The sequence below is a fragment of the Thalassospira sp. ABD4_177 genome (assembly GCF_056160125.1).
Genome location: NZ_JBSWWO010000003.1, coordinates 380,013 through 395,521, shown reverse-complemented (window position 1 = coordinate 395,521; position 15,509 = coordinate 380,013). Strand labels below are relative to the sequence as shown.

The following is a 15,509-nucleotide window of genomic DNA, read 5'->3' as shown; positions in this document are numbered from 1 at the left end:
TTCGCTTGTCCCGAACCGGGCAGTTTGCTAAGGACACGTCCATGGAAGAACAGATTGAAAATACCACCGGGCAAAATGGCGCCGGCCAAAACAGCGGCTGGCGCGGATCGGCCGAGATCTGGCTGAACGCGGCTTATGAGGCGCTGCTTGAAACCGGTGTCGATGGCGTAAAGATCCAGCCACTGGCAAAGCGCCTGAACCTGTCACGCACCAGTTTCTATTGGTTTTTCAAGGACCGAAAGGAATTGCTGGGCGCGTTGCTGGATCTGTGGCGTGAAAAAAACACCGGCAATCTGATCAAACAGACAGAGGCCTATGCCGAGTCTGTTTCAGAAGCGATGCTTAACATCATTGATCTCTGGCTTATGCCCGATCTGTTTGATTCGCGCCTTGAATTTGCCGTGCGCAGCTGGTCGGTTCAGTCCAACACGGTCATGGCTGAAATTGAAAAAGCCGATCAGCAACGCCTTGATGCACTCGCCAAACTGTTCATCCGCTTTGGTCAGGACGAACGCATGGCCGATGTCCGTGCACGTGCCATTTACCTGGTTCAGATCGGCTATATCTCGATGCAATCAAATGAAGACCTGTCTGTCCGCATGGGCCGCATTCCGGGCTATGTCGAAACATTCTGCGGACAGGCGCCAACACAAAACGAGCTCAACCGGTTCTACGCCCGTCATAATTTTGCCCCGTGAAATGGCAAGCACGGGACGGCGCGGCAAACGTCTTGTGGTTGGAGAATCGGCTGGTTCTTATGTAACAACATAAACGGCCAGCATCTTTGGGCAAAGATGCTGGCCAAATATGGTTTTGATCATCAGATATCAAAGTTGGTTGGCAAGACGATCATGTCGCGGATGGTTACGGTGCGCGGACGTGAGAGCATGTAAATTACGGCATCAGAGACCTCGCTGGGGTCAAGCAATGCTCCGTTTTCCTTGGCTTTGCGCAAGTTTTCTTCCGGCCAATCGGCCAGAAGGGCTGAAACGACGGGGCCTGGCGAGACCTGGGCCACACGAATGCCATGCTTATTGAGCTGACGGCGCATGGTCTGAACAAAGCAGGTCATGGCCCATTTTGATCCGGAATAAACCGGCTCCCACTGAATGGGCATATGTCCGGCAACCGATGCGGTAACGATGATGTCGCCAGTGCCGCGTTCCTGCATGTGCGGGATCACGTCACGCACGTTTTTCATCACCGCATTGACGTTCAAGTTCAGCATCCGGTCGATGGTTGCAGTATCGGTTTCCACCAGATCACCGCCGATGTAAGACCCGGCATTACAATGCAGAATGTCGATGTGATCGACCTTTTCTAGGATTGCGGGAACCATCGCCGCACAGCTGTCGACATCAAGCAGGTTGGTATGCTGGGCAATGGCATTTGCCCCAAGTTCACTGACAAGTTCAAACAGCACACCTTCGTTGTAATCCACCATCACAACCGTGGCGCCAGCATCCAATAGCGCACGCGTGGTCGATAGGCCAATGCCCGATGCAGCACCGGTGACAACGGCAATCTTGCCCGCAAGTGATTGAGCCATAATATATCTCCAAAAGAAAAAGGCGTGGGATCAGACAGCAAGAAAACCGCCATCGACAGGAAGGACCGCGCCACTGACAAAAGACGCATCATCATCGAGCAGCATGACGATGGATCGGGCGACTTCATCGACCTCGGCAAATCGGCCATGGGGGTGACGCACCATCATCGGATCACGCTTGGCCGGGTCCGACCAGGCCGCGGCGGCCAATTCTGTCATGGTCACCGTCGGCGCCACCGCATTGACGCGAATGCCATGCGGGCCAAGTTCCTTGGCCATCACCCGGGTTGCGCCTTCAAGCCCCGCCTTGGACGCGGCATAGCACATGTGATCGACAAAGCCGCGATGCCCGGCGATCGAGGTGACATTAACAATCGCTCCGCCACCGCCGGCCGCCACCCGGGCGCGCGCAAACTCCTGCGCACAAATGAGGGCTGCGCGCAGATTGATACCCATGACGGTTTCATATCCCGCATCCGTCATCTCAAGCACGCTTTCGAGAACATTGGTTCCCGCGCAATTGATAAGATAATCCGCCGGGCCGGCTGATTTTATGGCGTCACGCGCCGCATCGCCGTCGGCCAGATCAACACGAATGCCCTTTGCCCCGATCTCGGTCGCCAGCGCATCAAGGTCGGCTTGCGTGCGTGCCATGGCGACAACCGACGCGCCGCGCGCGGCCATGGTGTGAGCACAGGCACGTCCTATGCCCTTGCCCGCTCCGGTGATGATGACTTTCTTTCCTGAAAATGTAGATGTCATATTTCAAAGTTTTCCCTGATGTGGATTGCGCACAGTGCCTTGTTTTTATTGCCGTATGCATTGGCGTTGTGGCCTGCGCGGAAATGGTTATGTCATGGCTTCGACTAAAAGCTCGGCTGTCAGGTCATCGGTCACAAATGTATCGACAAGCCCGCGCTTGATCGCCGCCTTGATAATCGGCACCTTGTGCTCGCCAGCGGCGGTCAGGATTTTGTTGGGGATATCTGCCAGCGCATTCAGATTGACCCCAACCGTGCGCGCATTGAGCGGATGATCAATCTCGTTCCCGTCCGCATCAAGGAACCGCCCCAGCACATCGCCCACCGCCCCGGCATCACGCAATTCCTGCATGGTCACATCGCGCGGCAGACCGTACTTGACCATAAAGGACAAATCCGAGACGTCCCCGACAACCAGCAAAGCTGCGTCTGCCGACAGGCACCGCTCGATGTGCGATGCGTAAATTTCCTGACTAAGAAACACGTCCTTGTCGACGTCACCGGGCAGATAGATCGGCGCGACCAGATGGGAATAATTGGCATCAAACCGTTCGGCAAAGCCCGACGCGATGCTAAAGGCATTAAAAGATGACCCGGCCGCCGTCCCGCCCATCAAGGCGAGGATTTCAAGATCCGGCACGGAATGCAGCGGCAAACGTTCCATCGCACGCTGCAAGGTCACCCCCCAGGACACACCAATGCGCTTCCACGGTTCGTTCTTAAGCGTTGCTGAAAGATAATGCGCCAATGCCGCGCCGACCGGGGCATGGTTGTCGTAATTGGCGTGATCGACTGGCACCACAAGTGCCTTTACCACACCGGCCTGCTCAAGGCGCTGCTGCACTTCAAGGCGTGTCACAAAGGGCGATTCGATCTGGATTTTGACAAGACCAAGTGATTTTGCCTTCTGGATCGCCTGATTGACACGAAGACGCGTCACCCCCATGTCTCGGGCGACCTCGGCTTGTGTCTGGCCGTTTACATAGTAACGCCAACAAACCTCGGTTACGAACCCTTCCCCGTCCTCAAGCGGCTCTCTTGGCATGCTTTGTTTCCTCTCAAGACCCTGCGCATTGCGGCAGTGTGTTTTGTTATAGGCAGCAAGCTAACAAATGTATTTAAAAAATTACAAATGAAAATTTTCACTTGCATGCAATTTAATACATATGCATTCTGCCGCGACTGGAACCGCAACTCCAAAGCAACGCAAGATTGCTGATCGCGGTTTCCCTATCAATCCAACGGGAGGAAAACCTATGAATTTTGCACTTAAAGTAGGTGTATCTGCTCTGGCGATGGTTGTTGCATCAAGCACAGCCTATGCCGATGACGCTTTCTGGAAAGAAGCAGCCAAGCCATATCAAGACGTTACCCTTCACGGTGTAACCGAATCGTCGCCGCCTTCGATTTACATCCGAGAAGTCTTGGCTCCGCAATTTGAAGAGCTGACGGGAATTCGGGTCGATATTGAGACGACATCCTGGGATCAGATGTTCGATAAGGCGATCAAGGACATGGAAGCCGGCACCGGCATTTATGACTTGGTATATATTGAACAAGATATCATCTATTCCTATCTCGCTCGTGACTTCCTAGCCGACACCACAAAGCTTTTGGCGGATAATCCGGACCTGAAGGCACCGACCTATAGCGAGGATAATTTCACCACCTTCGCCAACTATTTCCGGGGTGAAAACGGTGATCTTTATGGCATCCCGATGGAAGCCTTCATCAAGATCTATCTCTATCGTACTGACCTGTTTAATGACGCCGAAATCAAAGCGGCCTTCAAGGAACAGACCGGTCGCGACCTTGGCCCGGCCACCAGCCATGCGGAATATGCCGAAATCGCGCAGTTCTTCACCAAATGGGGCGAAGATCATGACATGGATCTGTGGGGCACCACCGCACAGGCTCATACCGGCCATCCGGCATCCTGGTACGAATTTTTTGAAACCATCGCGCCGACCTTTGGTGTCTACAACTGGGGCATTGATGCCGATAACAACTTCGCGGCATCGGTCGCCAATGGTGGCACCATGAACAGTGATGATGCCAAGGAAGCCATGAAATGGTGGCTGAGCATGCGCGATATCGCACCACCAGAAAGTAACGCATCCACCTGGACCGAAGTCGGCACTACCTTTGGTGCAGGCCGCGTGGCCCAGGGGCTGGTTTACGGCGAAAATGCCGGCTGGATTGCTGCCGATGAAACCAAGTCACTAGTTGTTGGTAATGTCGGCGTGGCCCTGCCGCCGCTTCAGGATGGCATCATGGACGAAGTCGAAGGCGGCACCGGCTATATCGGTTATTATGATGGTGGGGCGTTTGGCATTCCATCCACCTCGAAAAGCCAGGAAGCTGCGATGTTGTTCCTGCAATATATCGGTCAGGACGAAGTTCAGCCTGACTGGGCTGTTGCGGCCCCGCGTGTGACAAACAAGTCTACCTATGACGACCCCAAGGTTCAGGCGATGAACGAGGAACTCGGTGGCTATTACGACCTGCTGCGTGACAAGGGATACCTGTTTGCCGGTGCACCGGCATATCCGTTCCACGCCCAGGTTCGCGAAGCCACGGCACCGATCCTCTATCAGATCCTGACCGGCGATCTTGGCCCAGAAGAAGGTCTTGATCAGATGGCGGCAAAGGCCGAGGCCGAGCTGACCGATCTCGGCTATCGCAAATAGGTTTGTTTCCTGAGAACATCGCTCGTGGTCGTTGTCCATTGATCGGGCAGCGGCCACGAACCGGCTTGGTCCTTTGTGGGGCCATAAGAGCCTGACCGCATCTTTTTCCAGGGAGTAGACGATGCAATCCAACAAACTCGGTTGGATCCTCCTGGCCCCGACGCTGGTGATCCTGTTTTTCTTCGGTGTTTTGCCGTTTCTCTATGTCGTTTTTGTCTCGTTTCATCAATGGAACCCATTTGCGGCATCACCCGAAATGATCTTTAACGGGGCGGAAAATTTTCGCCGCATCGTCTTTGATGACGCCTTCCTCAATTCGCTCGGTGTCACCGTGGCGTTTGTGGTCTTTGCCGTGCTGTCCGAACTGATCATTGGATATCTGCTGGCTCAGGCCTTCATGAAGGAATTCCCCGGAAAATCGATCTTCCGCACCATTCATACCCTGCCGCTCATTATGGCGCCGATCATTGTGGGCTCTGTCTGGAAGCTGATGACCACGCCATCAATCGGCATCATTCCGCACTATCTGGATGAGTGGTTTGGCATCACGATGAATATAGGGACATCGGCCCCGGCCGCCTTTTTGACGATCGTTATCATGGATATCTGGCACTGGACGCCGCTTGTCACCCTGACATTGATCGCTGCCCTTGTCTCTTTGCCGCGCGATCCGTTCGAGCAAGCCCAAATTGATGGTGCCAACAAAGTGCAGACCTTCTGGCACATCACCCTGCCAATGATTACGCCAGCCCTTGTGGCAACCATATTCATTCGTCTGATGGATGCCCTGCGAACCGTCGATGAAGTCTGGATGCTGACCGGGGGTGGGCCGGGCTCATCAACCCGCTTCCTTGGCGTGCACATTTTCAAGGAAGTCTTTCCCAAAACCAACTACGGCTATGGGTCAACCATTTCCGTCATCGTGCTCTACCTAACGATTGTCGTCTGCTGGCTGCTTTATGTCAGCATGCTGGCCCCGCGCAAGAACCGGAAGGGATAAGACCATGAAAAAGCGTAATCCACTCCTCATAACACTCTTCTGGGTTCTGGTCAGTCTGCTAACCCTATTCCCGATCTATTGGCTTTTTGTAATTTCGGTCAAACCAGCCGTACAGCTTTTCAGCACCCCGGATGTAATCGTCAGCAATCCCTATTGGGGCAACTATGCCGACGTACTTGGCAACCGCTTGCTTCGTAGCTACATGGTCAATTCGATGGTGATTTCGACCGGCAATGCCGTGCTTTGCACCGTGCTTGGCTTCTTTACCTGTTATGCGCTGTCGCGTTTTCAGTTCCGCGGCAAGGAATCGATCTTTTTCTGGACGATTACCAACCGCATGGCACCGCCAGCGGTATTCCTCTTGCCATTGTTCCTTTTGATGACGCAGGTCTATCGCATCGGGGATTTTACCCTGCTTGATACCCGCATTGGTATGATCTTGGTCTATTGCACCTTTAATCTGCCTTTTGCGATCTGGACCCTGCGCCCGACGATTGATGCCATCCCGCGCGAGCTTGATGAAGCCGCCTATGTCGATGGCGCAAGCCCGTGGAAGGTCATCACCGAAATCGTCTTCCCGCTGTGCCGTCCGGGACTGGCTGTGACCCTGATCCTCACTTGGGTCTTTGCCTGGAACGAATATCTTCTGGCCGCGACACTCACCAATTTTGAGGCCCGCACACTTACAACCGGTCTTTCGGAATATGTCACCACCACGGGGACGGAGTGGGGAATTATGGCGACCATTTCGGTCTTTACCCTGATCCCAGCCCTGATCGTGTTTGGCCTGGTGCAAAAACACATTGTCGCAGGCCTGACCTTTGGCGCGGTGAAAGGATAACACCATGACCAAACAAAACGCGACACAGCTCGATACTGCCCCTCTGAGCGAGGAAGAAAACGAAAAGAACCCGACCGCGACGCAAGAACGTCAGGGCTTTCTGCCGATTGAAACCAATGCCTTTGACCGTTGTTTCATTTCGGTTGTGATCTGGGTGGCGATGTCGCTCTTCTGGTTCCGTTTCATCGAACCGATGGGCGCATCGATCTGGATTTCGAACGTCATTGCCCTTGCGATTGCCGTCCACATTGTCAGGAAAGGATAAGTCATGAAATCCCTGGTTCTTGAAAAAAAGAATGACATCACCTTGCGTGACTTTCCTGCCATTGACCGCGAGGAGGAGGTCCTTGGTCCGCGCGACGTTCGCATCAAGATGCATACCGTCGGTATCTGTGGCTCCGACGTGCACTACTACACCCATGGCCGCATCGGTCCGTTTGTTGTCAATGATCCGATGATCCTGGGCCATGAGGCATCAGGCACTGTCATTGAAACGGGGAGCGAGGTCACAACCCTTTCGATCGGTGATCGTGTCTGCATGGAGCCCGGTGTGCCCGACCCCAACAGCAAGGCCACCCGTCTTGGTATGTATAATGTCGATCCGGCGGTCCGGTTTTGGGCTACCCCGCCGGTACATGGCATTTTGCGTCCGACCTGTGTACATCCCGAAGCCTTCACCTTCAAACTGCCCGACAATGTCTCCTTTGCCGAGGCTGCGATGGTCGAACCACTGGCCGTCGGGGTCCATGCCGCCACCAAGGCCAAAATCAAACCGGGCGACATCGCCCTTGTGATCGGCGCCGGCCCGATTGGGCTTGTCACGGCGCTATCTGCCTTGGCGGGCGGCTGTGCGCGGGTTTACGTCGCAGATCTGGCGGAAAAGAAACTTGAAATCGCGGCGTCGCTGAGCCCGGCAATCACCCCGATTGATGTCAAATCGCAAAACATCACCGATATCGTCAAACGCGATACCGATGGCTGGGGGGCGGATATCGTCTTTGAGGCCACCGGCTCACCCAAGGCAGCCGCGGGCGTGTTTGAACCGCTTTGCCCGGGCGGATGTGTTGTCATGATTGGCGGCCAACCCGACCCGATCAGCTATGACGCCGGGGCCGCCATGATCCGCGAAGCCCGCGTCGAAAACATTTTCCGCTATGCCCATGTCTTTCCACGCTGCGTTGCCATGCTGAGCTCCGGCGCGATCGACGTCAAACCGCTTATCACCAGAACATTCGCATTCGAAGACAGCGTGCGCGCATTCGATATCGCAGCCTCCGCACCACCGGCGGACGTCAAGCTGCAGATCGAATTGCCGCAATAGGGAGAAGCCTTATGGCCGATGTAAAAATAGAAAACGTAATCAAACGCTACGCCAATGTTCAGGTCATGCATGGTGTCGATGTCGATATCAAGGACGGCGAATTTGTTGTTCTGGTCGGCCCTTCAGGCTGCGGCAAATCAACCCTGCTTCGGATGCTGGCCGGGCTTGAAGAAATCACCGACGGCACCATTTCGATCGGCGGGCGCGTTGTAAACGATGTCATCCCCAAGGATCGTGATATCGCGATGGTATTCCAAAGCTACGCGCTTTATCCGCACAAAACGGTGTATGAAAATATCGGCTTCCCGCTCCAAATGGCCAAACATCCCGAAAGCGAGATAAAGGAAAAAGTCACCAACGCGGCTGAGATCCTTGACCTTGCCCACCTTCTTGACCGTTATCCCAAACAGCTTTCCGGCGGTCAGCGCCAGCGTGTTGCCATGGGCCGCGCCATTGTCCGTGATCCGCAGGTCTTCCTGTTTGATGAGCCGCTTTCAAACCTTGATGCCAAACTGCGCGTAACCATGCGTGTGGAGATCAAGGAACTCCATCAGCGCCTTGGCACAACCATCGTCTATGTCACCCACGATCAGATCGAAGCCATGACCATGGCTGACAAGATCGTTGTCATGCGCGATGGCCGGGTTGAACAGATCGGCACACCGCTTGATCTCTATGACTTCCCGACCAACGTCTTTGTAGCGGGCTTCATCGGATCACCATCGATGAACTTTGTCCATGGCAAGATTGGCGAGGCTGACGGCAAGAAGCATTTTGAATCCGATAACGGACTGGTCCTGCCGATCCCTGACACCACCGCCGAAGTTGGTCAGGGTGTGACCTATGGCATTCGCCCGGAACATATCGATATCGGGGACACCGGCATTGCGATGAAGGTTGTGGTCGTCGAACCGACCGGTTCGGAAACCCAGATTGTCGCTAAATCCAACGGCGATCTGATTGATGCACTGGTCAAACAACGTATCGCGGCCCGCCCGGGATCCGAGCTTTTTTATGTGATTGACCCGGCCAATGTGCATCTGTTCGATCGCGATACCGAACAACGGATCTAGGGGCTGATCATGGATGTACCTGCCGCCGTCATTTTTGACCTAGATGGTTGCTTGGTCGACAGCGAACCACTGTCATTGGAAGTCATCGCCACCGAGATGAACTGTCTGGGGATTGATGACGTCACCATCAATTACGTGCGTGACCGATTCCTTGGTGTCTCGATCCAGGACATCTGCAAGCATGTGTCAGACCGGCTTGGCAAAGCCTGCCCGGATGATTTCACCCAACGGGTCGAAGACCGGCTGTTGGAGGAATACAAAACCCGGCTGCGCCAAATTCCCGATGCCGAAAACCTGTTGCGGCGCCTGACGGATGCCGGGGTGAAAACCGCTCTGGCAACCGGAAGCTCGCTGCGGCGGATGGGGGCAACGCTTGATATCTCGGGCCTTGCCGTGCATTTCACCGGGACGGCATTCAGCGCCGATCAGGTCACCAATGGTAAGCCCGCCCCCGACTTGTTCCTGCTGGCGGCCGAGGGTATCTCTGTCCCGCCTGAGAACTGCGTGGTGATTGAAGATTCCCCGCACGGTGTCAAAGGGGCGCGGGCGGCCGGGATGATGGCCCTTGGTTTTGTTGGCGGCACACACCTGCATGACATCCGTGCCGAGCAGGGGCAGGTATTGCTTGATGCAGGGGCCGCGGAAATCTTTGAAAGTCTTCAGGAAATTGGAGACGAAATTCTGCACAACCTTAAGTAATGTCGTGCTATGACATCGCCACAGATATCGCGTAACTGGCTTCGATGTCCGCAACAAAGGCTTTGGAATGACTTTTCTTGGTATTGACCTTGGAACCTCGGGCGTTCGTTTACTTCTGGTCGATGAAGATGGCCAACCGATCGGTGCGACCGAACGCGCCTATCACGCGGCGCACCCGCATCCGGGCTGGTCGGAACAGAACCCGGCGGACTGGATTGCCGCCCTTGAAGAAGCCATTTCTGAGCTGCGTGACCAATATGCGCAATTCTCGGCCCTGCGTGGCATCGGTGTTGCAGGCCACATGCATGGCGCAACCCTTCTTGATGACGCTGGTCGCCCGCTTCGCCCCTGCATCCTGTGGAACGACACGCGCTCCCACGCCGAGGCCGCCCGACTGGACGCCAAGGATCAGGTACGCGCCATTTCCGGCAATATCGTTTTCCCGGGCTTCACCGCCCCCAAGCTCGAATGGGTCCGCGCGCACGAACCGGATGTTTTTGCCAAAACCGCCAAGGTGCTGCTGCCTGCGGCCTATCTGAATTTCTATCTGACCGGCGACTATGTCGCGGACATGTCTGACAGTGCGGGCACCTCGTGGCTTGATGTTGGCAATCGCAGCTGGTCTGACACCTTGCTTGAGGCCGGCAACATGCGCGCCGATCAGATGCCGCGTCTGGTCGAGGGTACTGAGGAAGCTGGTCGTCTGCGTCCCGCCCTTCTTGACAAGTGGGGCCTGAATGGCCCGGTCTCGGTTGCCGGCGGCGCTGGTGACAATGCGGCTGCGGCTTGTGGCATCGGCGCGCAGAATGAAGGCCAGGGCTTTGTTTCACTCGGCACATCGGGTGTGTTGCTTTCAACGCGTGACGGTTATCACCCCGCCCCCGAAACAGCGCTTCATACCTTCTGCCACGCCATTCCCGGGCGCTGGTATCAGATGGGCGTTATGCTCTCGGCTACTGACAGTCTCAACTGGCTGGCCCGCATCACCGGCCAAAAACCGGTTGAGCTGGCCACAGAACTGGATGGCACATTACAAAAACCGGGTTCCGTGCGTTTTCTGCCCTACCTGTCGGGCGAGCGCACCCCGCACAATGATGCGGAAATCCGCGGCAGCTTCACCGGCCTTGCAACCGACACCAGCCGTGCGGACCTGACCCGTGCCGTGCTTGAAGGCGTTGCCTTTGGCCTGCGCGACAGTTTCGAGGCGCTTGTCGCAACCGATGCCAAGCTTAATCAGCTAATTGCAATTGGTGGCGGTTCGGCGTCGCGCTACTGGATCGAACTGATCGCAACTGCCCTTGGCGTCCCGTTGTCGCTTCCTAAAAGCGGCGAGTTCGGCGCGGCCCTCGGTGCTGCACGCCTTGGCATGACCGCGGCCACGGATGTGGCAACAGATACCATCATGACCATCCCGGAAGTCCGCGAAACCATCGAACCCAACCAGGCCCTCCGCCCGGCTTTCGAAGACGCCTATCAAGGCTTCCGCGCTGCCTATCCGACCATTAAGGCCTCGCAGTAGACGGCATCCAAATTGTTTGCGATTCGATATATTGAGCACAAGTACCAACTATTGCTCCATATCCCCGAATTATGACAAACAAACATCTGCACCGACGAATATATGCGTCGGGCTTAGGCGGCATAAATGTCAGGTGCCACAAAAGATGACATTAAGCTTTCTTCTAAATCAATTCCTTAGCACTTCCGATTGCCAGATAAGTTGACATGGATTAACATATAAGCTGACAAAAAACTGCGGAATTGACAGAAAAGATGACATTTTTTTCAAACATGCTGCTGCACCTTGAACGATCGTTGTCCGACATTCAAATCCGGTCACACCGAGACACACGTCTTGCGAACTGATGTGATGCTATTCAGCCTTCCCGATGACGATAAAGGTCATTGGAGCGATTCAAGTGTGATTGCATTTCCCGGGCGGCCTGTTCGGAGTCATGCTTTTCAATACACTTCACAATTTCGCTGTGTTCTCGGAGGGTAACATCTTCCTGACCTGACCAGATCAGCAAGTCGGTGTGGTAATTGAAAACCCAGTTCAGCATTGCTTCACTGACGGCTTGAAAAATCGGGTTGCCCGAAATGCTCGATACCTTGATGTGAAAGGCCATATCGCCCTTGATGAAGGCCGCCGCATCACCAAGTTTTTCGCGCTGTGTTTCAATCAAACCTTTTAGCTCTTCAACGTCATCCGCCGTCGCATTCTGCGCCGCAATCCGGACCATTCCCACCTCAAACAGGCGACGTGCTTCCTTGAGATGTTCAAGATTGTCAGGCGATGCTGAAAGCAACATGCGCGCGACCATATCCATCTGCCGGAACATAAGGTCTGCGGAAAGCTCACTCACACGGGCACGTTCACCGTGGGAAATATTGATCAGACCCAAAGTATGCATGGATTGCATGGCCTCGCGAACTGCCGGTCGGCCGACACCGAAACGCTCCATCAAGGTGCGCTCCGACGGCATCAGATCACCTGGCCCCAATTCGCCGCGCACAATCATCTCGCGCAGGCGTTCAAGCACCTGATCTGAAAGTTTGCGTCGGACGATTTTCTTATCGTCGCCTTTATCTGCCCAACTATTCATACGAATGTGGTTCCGTGCCATTCTGAAGTTAATCTTGTTGTGCAAACTTCTAGCGTATCTCCAATCAATTGAGAACCTCGGAGCAAGGTAATTCGAGTTGCTGCATTCCATAAGCGCCAAGCGCGTGGCACTCCGCCAAACCACCGATCTCCACATCGACTGATTGCTTGGCGAGGTTGGCCATCAGAACCCTGACAAGGGCTCCATCCTTTACGGCAACAGCCGCAACCTGTTTTGGATCATCGACACGGCAAGGCAAAACCGGTTTCCCTGCCATTTTTGAAAACGCCTTTATGGCCTCGCCGATTGGCAAGAGATCTGAACTTTCAGCATCAACAATGCCGCGCGCACCAAGCACCCCGGCAGGCACCCAACGGCTAATATCGGTTGCAGAAACCTGCATTCCATAGCCAATTGCCCAAGCCGCCCCAAACTGTTCCCGGTGACGGGGATCGTCATGGGTCATGCAAACCTGATCTCCATTCGGATTGGGAAATGTGCGTGAACCATAAGGGTTCTGGCGCATGGCAATGGTGGTCGGCCCCAAACGATACTCTTTACCCGAACCAAGAATGGCGCGAGCGGACCGGAAAATATGCGGTAAGGTTTCCAGCGTTTCCATGACACTCTCGTCATCTGCCGCATGGACAATGGGATTGGTCGCATGGGTGACGAAATCAAGCATCTCTACTGGCGGCCGCTTTCGGTTAAGTTCCGTAAAGTAGCTAAACATTCCCCCGCCCAACGAAATGTCGGGAAAGGCCTTTCGGGCTGCGTGATAGATATCGGCAAGAGGTGGGCAATCTGGCCATCCACTTCCTGGCGGCGTTGATTGACGATCGACCGATGGGCACACCAGCAAACTGTCCGGCTTGAAACCAGCATGCGCCAGATCGTCTTTTAGCACCCTGAATTCCTGATCAAGATTGCCATCACAGACGACCACATATTCAAGTTCATATTGCGCATCAAATTGCTTTTGAAGAGCCGCAAATGACGATAAATCCTGCCCGACATGCCCAACAGTCCGATCGTAATGACACAGCAGAACCTGCGGGCTGACCTTTCTCAAAACATCCAGACACCCAAGAGGTTGATTTGCCTCTTCGGGCGTTACCACCAAGCCTGTTTTCGGGAAAACGTTCCCCGAACCAATTTCCGGGATCACATGGATCGCCGTATCCTCTGCCTTGCCTTTCCTTGGGGGCAGTCCTTCTGCTGATCGGGCCGTGCTGCCTTCGATTGAAAGCTCTATGGATTGCGTGTTTGTTTTCCCACCGTCCAAAAGATAGGGCCAAGGAAGTTCAATCGGTCGAACATAGGTTTTAAAAGAGGCATCAGACCAGTTCCGCTGATCCTCCATTTCAAATTCGTCACCCAAAAAACGACAGGTTGCCGTCAACCCCGCCTCGGAATAATGCGTTAATCCGCGGATGGATTTGAAGGGCTGCCACGGCTCAATCAGATCGGGAAAAATGGTATCTTCGATATCCCCATCGCAATGCTCAACCCTGACAGGCTGCCCGGCAACGCCCTCAATCGGATGAAGCACATTAAAGCCGCATCGATTGGTTTCAAAACCACCATCGGGCGTTGCATCAACGGTGAAACGAAGCACGCCGTCCGCAGTCCCGCTGATTACCGCTTTCAACGCAAGTGCAACACCATTGTTGTTACACGTCGCAACATAGGAAATGGAAAAATTTCCGGGGGTTTCGTCAATGGCAATATCGGACAAAACAGGCGAAAGTGTTCCCCAGTCCCGGTCTCGTACAACATAGGAAATCGCCCGTAATATCTCTGTCCCGTGATAGCGGACATATCTCAGGTTGCCATGTTCAAAGCGCACTTGCAGCGGCCCTGCTTTGAGGGTCCTGACTGGACTTGCTTTGCTGACGTTGCTCATCAATTCATAACCTTTGGGTAACCTGGTAAAAGATGATCATCCATTTCCGACCTTGACCACCTGCAGGCCATTATCCGCCGACTGATAGGCACCATAAACAAGCGCCAGTGTTTTCAGATTGTCATGCCCTGAGGTTTCTGGCTGCCGGTTATCGCGCAGACAATCAACAAAGTGTTGCTCGATATTGAAAACGCTTTCCTGAATGTTGTGCCATGGCTTTTCTGCCCAGTGCAAAAGTGGCGGCGCGACGTCGATGTGCCGTGTGCCATCATGGTTGTGACACATCAGCTGATACCCAGAATTCAGGCGCAAACTCCCTTTGCTGCCATCAACCTCAATCAGGGTTTCAGGAAAATTTTCGACCGGCAGGCTTGTGGCATAGCTGCAATCAACAATACTCGTGATGCCGTTGTCATGATCCAGCATCATGGTTGCAACATCTTCGGCGCGAATATTGGGATTAACGCGTTTTGTCCTGGCAGAGATTGAACCAACATCCCCGAACAGGAACCGGGCAATATCCAGAATATGGATCCCAAGATCCTGAATGATGAATTTTTCATCCGTCGCAAGATATGGCTGCCCGGAATAAACATCATAGGCAGACCGGAAACTGACACGTCCCCAAAAAACGTCTCCGATGCCCCCCTCGTCGATATGCGTTTTGACGGCACGAATTGCTGACTGCCAGCGGAAGTTTTCATGCACCATCAAGGTGACACCGGACTTATCGGCCATTGAAACCATTTTGGCCGCATCATCCATCGACGAGGCAAAAGGCTTCTGGCAAATGATATGAACGCCAGCTTGTGCCGCCATCTCAACCAATGGCAAATGTGTTTCTACTGTCGTCGCGATATCGACAAAATCCAACTCTTCGTTGGTAAACATCTCTTGTGCGTCGGTATAAGTGTTTTCGATACCAAACCGTTTCGCGGTTTCGCTCAGGCGTTGTTCATCGCGATCACACAGTGCGGTAATGTTAACACCATCAATGTCACGCCAGGCGCACAAATGATTTTGTGCAAAGAACCCGCATCCAATTAAAGCACCTTTTAACATA

15 protein-coding genes are annotated in these 15,509 nt (G+C 54.2%); 9 read left to right on the top strand and 6 right to left on the bottom strand.

Translation table 11 applies throughout. The features are described 5' to 3' along the window. Window positions 1–41: 41 nt before the first annotated feature. Window positions 42–698, top strand: a complete 657-nt coding sequence (locus tag ACXAF0_RS17785) for a TetR/AcrR family transcriptional regulator (protein ID WP_475347164.1) — start codon at window positions 42–44, stop codon at window positions 696–698. A 122-nt stretch (window positions 699–820) separates the two neighbouring features. Here ACXAF0_RS17785 and ACXAF0_RS17780 read toward each other — a convergent pair whose 3' ends face one another. From ACXAF0_RS17780 to ACXAF0_RS17770, 3 genes are all read right to left on the bottom strand, one after another. Continuing rightward, a complete protein-coding gene (locus tag ACXAF0_RS17780; protein WP_475347163.1) occupies window positions 821–1,549 on the bottom strand; it encodes an SDR family oxidoreductase in 729 nt (242 codons plus the stop codon). A 30-nt stretch (window positions 1,550–1,579) separates the two neighbouring features. Further along, a complete protein-coding gene (locus ACXAF0_RS17775) occupies window positions 1,580–2,311 on the bottom strand; it encodes an SDR family oxidoreductase (RefSeq protein ID WP_475347162.1) in 732 nt (243 codons plus the stop codon). A gap of 87 nt (window positions 2,312–2,398) precedes the next feature. After that, window positions 2,399–3,355 (bottom strand): sugar-binding transcriptional regulator, encoded by a 957-nt coding sequence (locus ACXAF0_RS17770; RefSeq protein WP_475347161.1) that lies wholly within the window; start codon window positions 3,353–3,355, stop codon window positions 2,399–2,401. Between the two features lie 211 nt (window positions 3,356–3,566). Here ACXAF0_RS17770 and ACXAF0_RS17765 point away from each other — a divergent pair, with 211 nt between their 5' ends. The 8 genes from ACXAF0_RS17765 to xylB all read left to right on the top strand — a co-directional run bounded on the left by ACXAF0_RS17765 (window position 3,567) and on the right by xylB (window position 11,453). Further along, complete coding sequence (locus ACXAF0_RS17765) at window positions 3,567–5,000, top strand: extracellular solute-binding protein (RefSeq protein WP_475347160.1); 1,434 nt, start codon at window positions 3,567–3,569, stop codon at window positions 4,998–5,000. Window positions 5,001–5,121: 121 nt separating this feature from the next. Beyond that, entirely contained in the window at window positions 5,122–6,000 is an 879-nt protein-coding gene (locus tag ACXAF0_RS17760; protein ID WP_475347159.1) for a carbohydrate ABC transporter permease, read from the top strand. A 4-nt stretch (window positions 6,001–6,004) separates the two neighbouring features. Then, on the top strand, window positions 6,005–6,841 hold the full coding sequence (locus ACXAF0_RS17755) for a carbohydrate ABC transporter permease (RefSeq protein WP_475347158.1): 837 nt from the start codon (window positions 6,005–6,007) through the stop codon (window positions 6,839–6,841). Between the two features lie 4 nt (window positions 6,842–6,845). Further along, window positions 6,846–7,106, top strand: a complete 261-nt coding sequence (locus ACXAF0_RS17750) for a DUF2160 family membrane protein (protein WP_475347157.1) — start codon at window positions 6,846–6,848, stop codon at window positions 7,104–7,106. A gap of 3 nt (window positions 7,107–7,109) precedes the next feature. Continuing rightward, window positions 7,110–8,162, top strand: coding sequence for an NAD(P)-dependent alcohol dehydrogenase (locus ACXAF0_RS17745; protein WP_475347156.1), 1,053 nt, complete (start codon window positions 7,110–7,112; stop codon window positions 8,160–8,162). 11 nt (window positions 8,163–8,173) lie between these two features. Then, the gene (locus ACXAF0_RS17740) at window positions 8,174–9,235 is read left to right on the top strand and encodes an ABC transporter ATP-binding protein (RefSeq protein ID WP_475347155.1); all 1,062 of its coding nucleotides are present in this window, start codon (window positions 8,174–8,176) and stop codon (window positions 9,233–9,235) included. A 9-nt stretch (window positions 9,236–9,244) separates the two neighbouring features. Then, window positions 9,245–9,934 (top strand): HAD family hydrolase, encoded by a 690-nt coding sequence (locus tag ACXAF0_RS17735; protein WP_475347154.1) that lies wholly within the window; start codon window positions 9,245–9,247, stop codon window positions 9,932–9,934. 67 nt (window positions 9,935–10,001) lie between these two features. Continuing rightward, window positions 10,002–11,453, top strand: a complete 1,452-nt coding sequence (gene xylB, locus ACXAF0_RS17730) for a xylulokinase (protein WP_475347153.1) — start codon at window positions 10,002–10,004, stop codon at window positions 11,451–11,453. A gap of 358 nt (window positions 11,454–11,811) precedes the next feature. On the opposite strand, the gene ACXAF0_RS17725 is transcribed toward xylB, so the two are convergent. The 3 genes from ACXAF0_RS17725 to ACXAF0_RS17715 are packed head-to-tail and all read right to left on the bottom strand — an operon-like array spanning window position 11,812 to window position 15,508. Then, window positions 11,812–12,651, bottom strand: a complete 840-nt coding sequence (locus ACXAF0_RS17725) for a transcriptional regulator NanR (RefSeq protein ID WP_475347198.1) — start codon at window positions 12,649–12,651, stop codon at window positions 11,812–11,814. After that, window positions 12,605–14,446, bottom strand: a complete 1,842-nt coding sequence (apnL, locus tag ACXAF0_RS17720; protein ID WP_475347152.1) for a D-apionate lactonase — start codon at window positions 14,444–14,446, stop codon at window positions 12,605–12,607. The genes ACXAF0_RS17725 and apnL overlap by 47 nt, the downstream gene beginning before the upstream one ends. Before the next feature lie 36 nt (window positions 14,447–14,482). Continuing rightward, a complete protein-coding gene (locus ACXAF0_RS17715) occupies window positions 14,483–15,508 on the bottom strand; it encodes a Gfo/Idh/MocA family protein (protein ID WP_475347151.1) in 1,026 nt (341 codons plus the stop codon). Window position 15,509 lies beyond the last annotated feature (1 nt).

Excerpts from the sequence above, each read along its gene's own strand:
- ACXAF0_RS17785 (WP_475347164.1), top strand. The coding sequence starts at position 42 with ATGGAAGAACAGATTGAAAATACCACCGGGCAAAATGGCGCCGGCCAA.
- ACXAF0_RS17780 (WP_475347163.1), bottom strand. The coding sequence starts at position 1,549 with ATGGCTCAATCACTTGCGGGCAAGATTGCCGTTGTCACCGGTGCTGCA.
- ACXAF0_RS17775 (WP_475347162.1), bottom strand. The coding sequence starts at position 2,311 with ATGACATCTACATTTTCAGGAAAGAAAGTCATCATCACCGGAGCGGGC.
- ACXAF0_RS17770 (WP_475347161.1), bottom strand. The coding sequence starts at position 3,355 with ATGCCAAGAGAGCCGCTTGAGGACGGGGAAGGGTTCGTAACCGAGGTT.
- ACXAF0_RS17765 (WP_475347160.1), top strand. The coding sequence starts at position 3,567 with ATGAATTTTGCACTTAAAGTAGGTGTATCTGCTCTGGCGATGGTTGTT.
- ACXAF0_RS17760 (WP_475347159.1), top strand. The coding sequence starts at position 5,122 with ATGCAATCCAACAAACTCGGTTGGATCCTCCTGGCCCCGACGCTGGTG.
- ACXAF0_RS17755 (WP_475347158.1), top strand. The coding sequence starts at position 6,005 with ATGAAAAAGCGTAATCCACTCCTCATAACACTCTTCTGGGTTCTGGTC.
- ACXAF0_RS17750 (WP_475347157.1), top strand. The coding sequence starts at position 6,846 with ATGACCAAACAAAACGCGACACAGCTCGATACTGCCCCTCTGAGCGAG.
- ACXAF0_RS17745 (WP_475347156.1), top strand. The coding sequence starts at position 7,110 with ATGAAATCCCTGGTTCTTGAAAAAAAGAATGACATCACCTTGCGTGAC.
- ACXAF0_RS17740 (WP_475347155.1), top strand. The coding sequence starts at position 8,174 with ATGGCCGATGTAAAAATAGAAAACGTAATCAAACGCTACGCCAATGTT.
- ACXAF0_RS17735 (WP_475347154.1), top strand. The coding sequence starts at position 9,245 with ATGGATGTACCTGCCGCCGTCATTTTTGACCTAGATGGTTGCTTGGTC.
- xylB (WP_475347153.1), top strand. The coding sequence starts at position 10,002 with ATGACTTTTCTTGGTATTGACCTTGGAACCTCGGGCGTTCGTTTACTT.
- ACXAF0_RS17725 (WP_475347198.1), bottom strand. The coding sequence starts at position 12,651 with ATGGAATGCAGCAACTCGAATTACCTTGCTCCGAGGTTCTCAATTGAT.
- apnL (WP_475347152.1), bottom strand. The coding sequence starts at position 14,446 with ATGAGCAACGTCAGCAAAGCAAGTCCAGTCAGGACCCTCAAAGCAGGG.
- ACXAF0_RS17715 (WP_475347151.1), bottom strand. The coding sequence starts at position 15,508 with ATGTTAAAAGGTGCTTTAATTGGATGCGGGTTCTTTGCACAAAATCAT.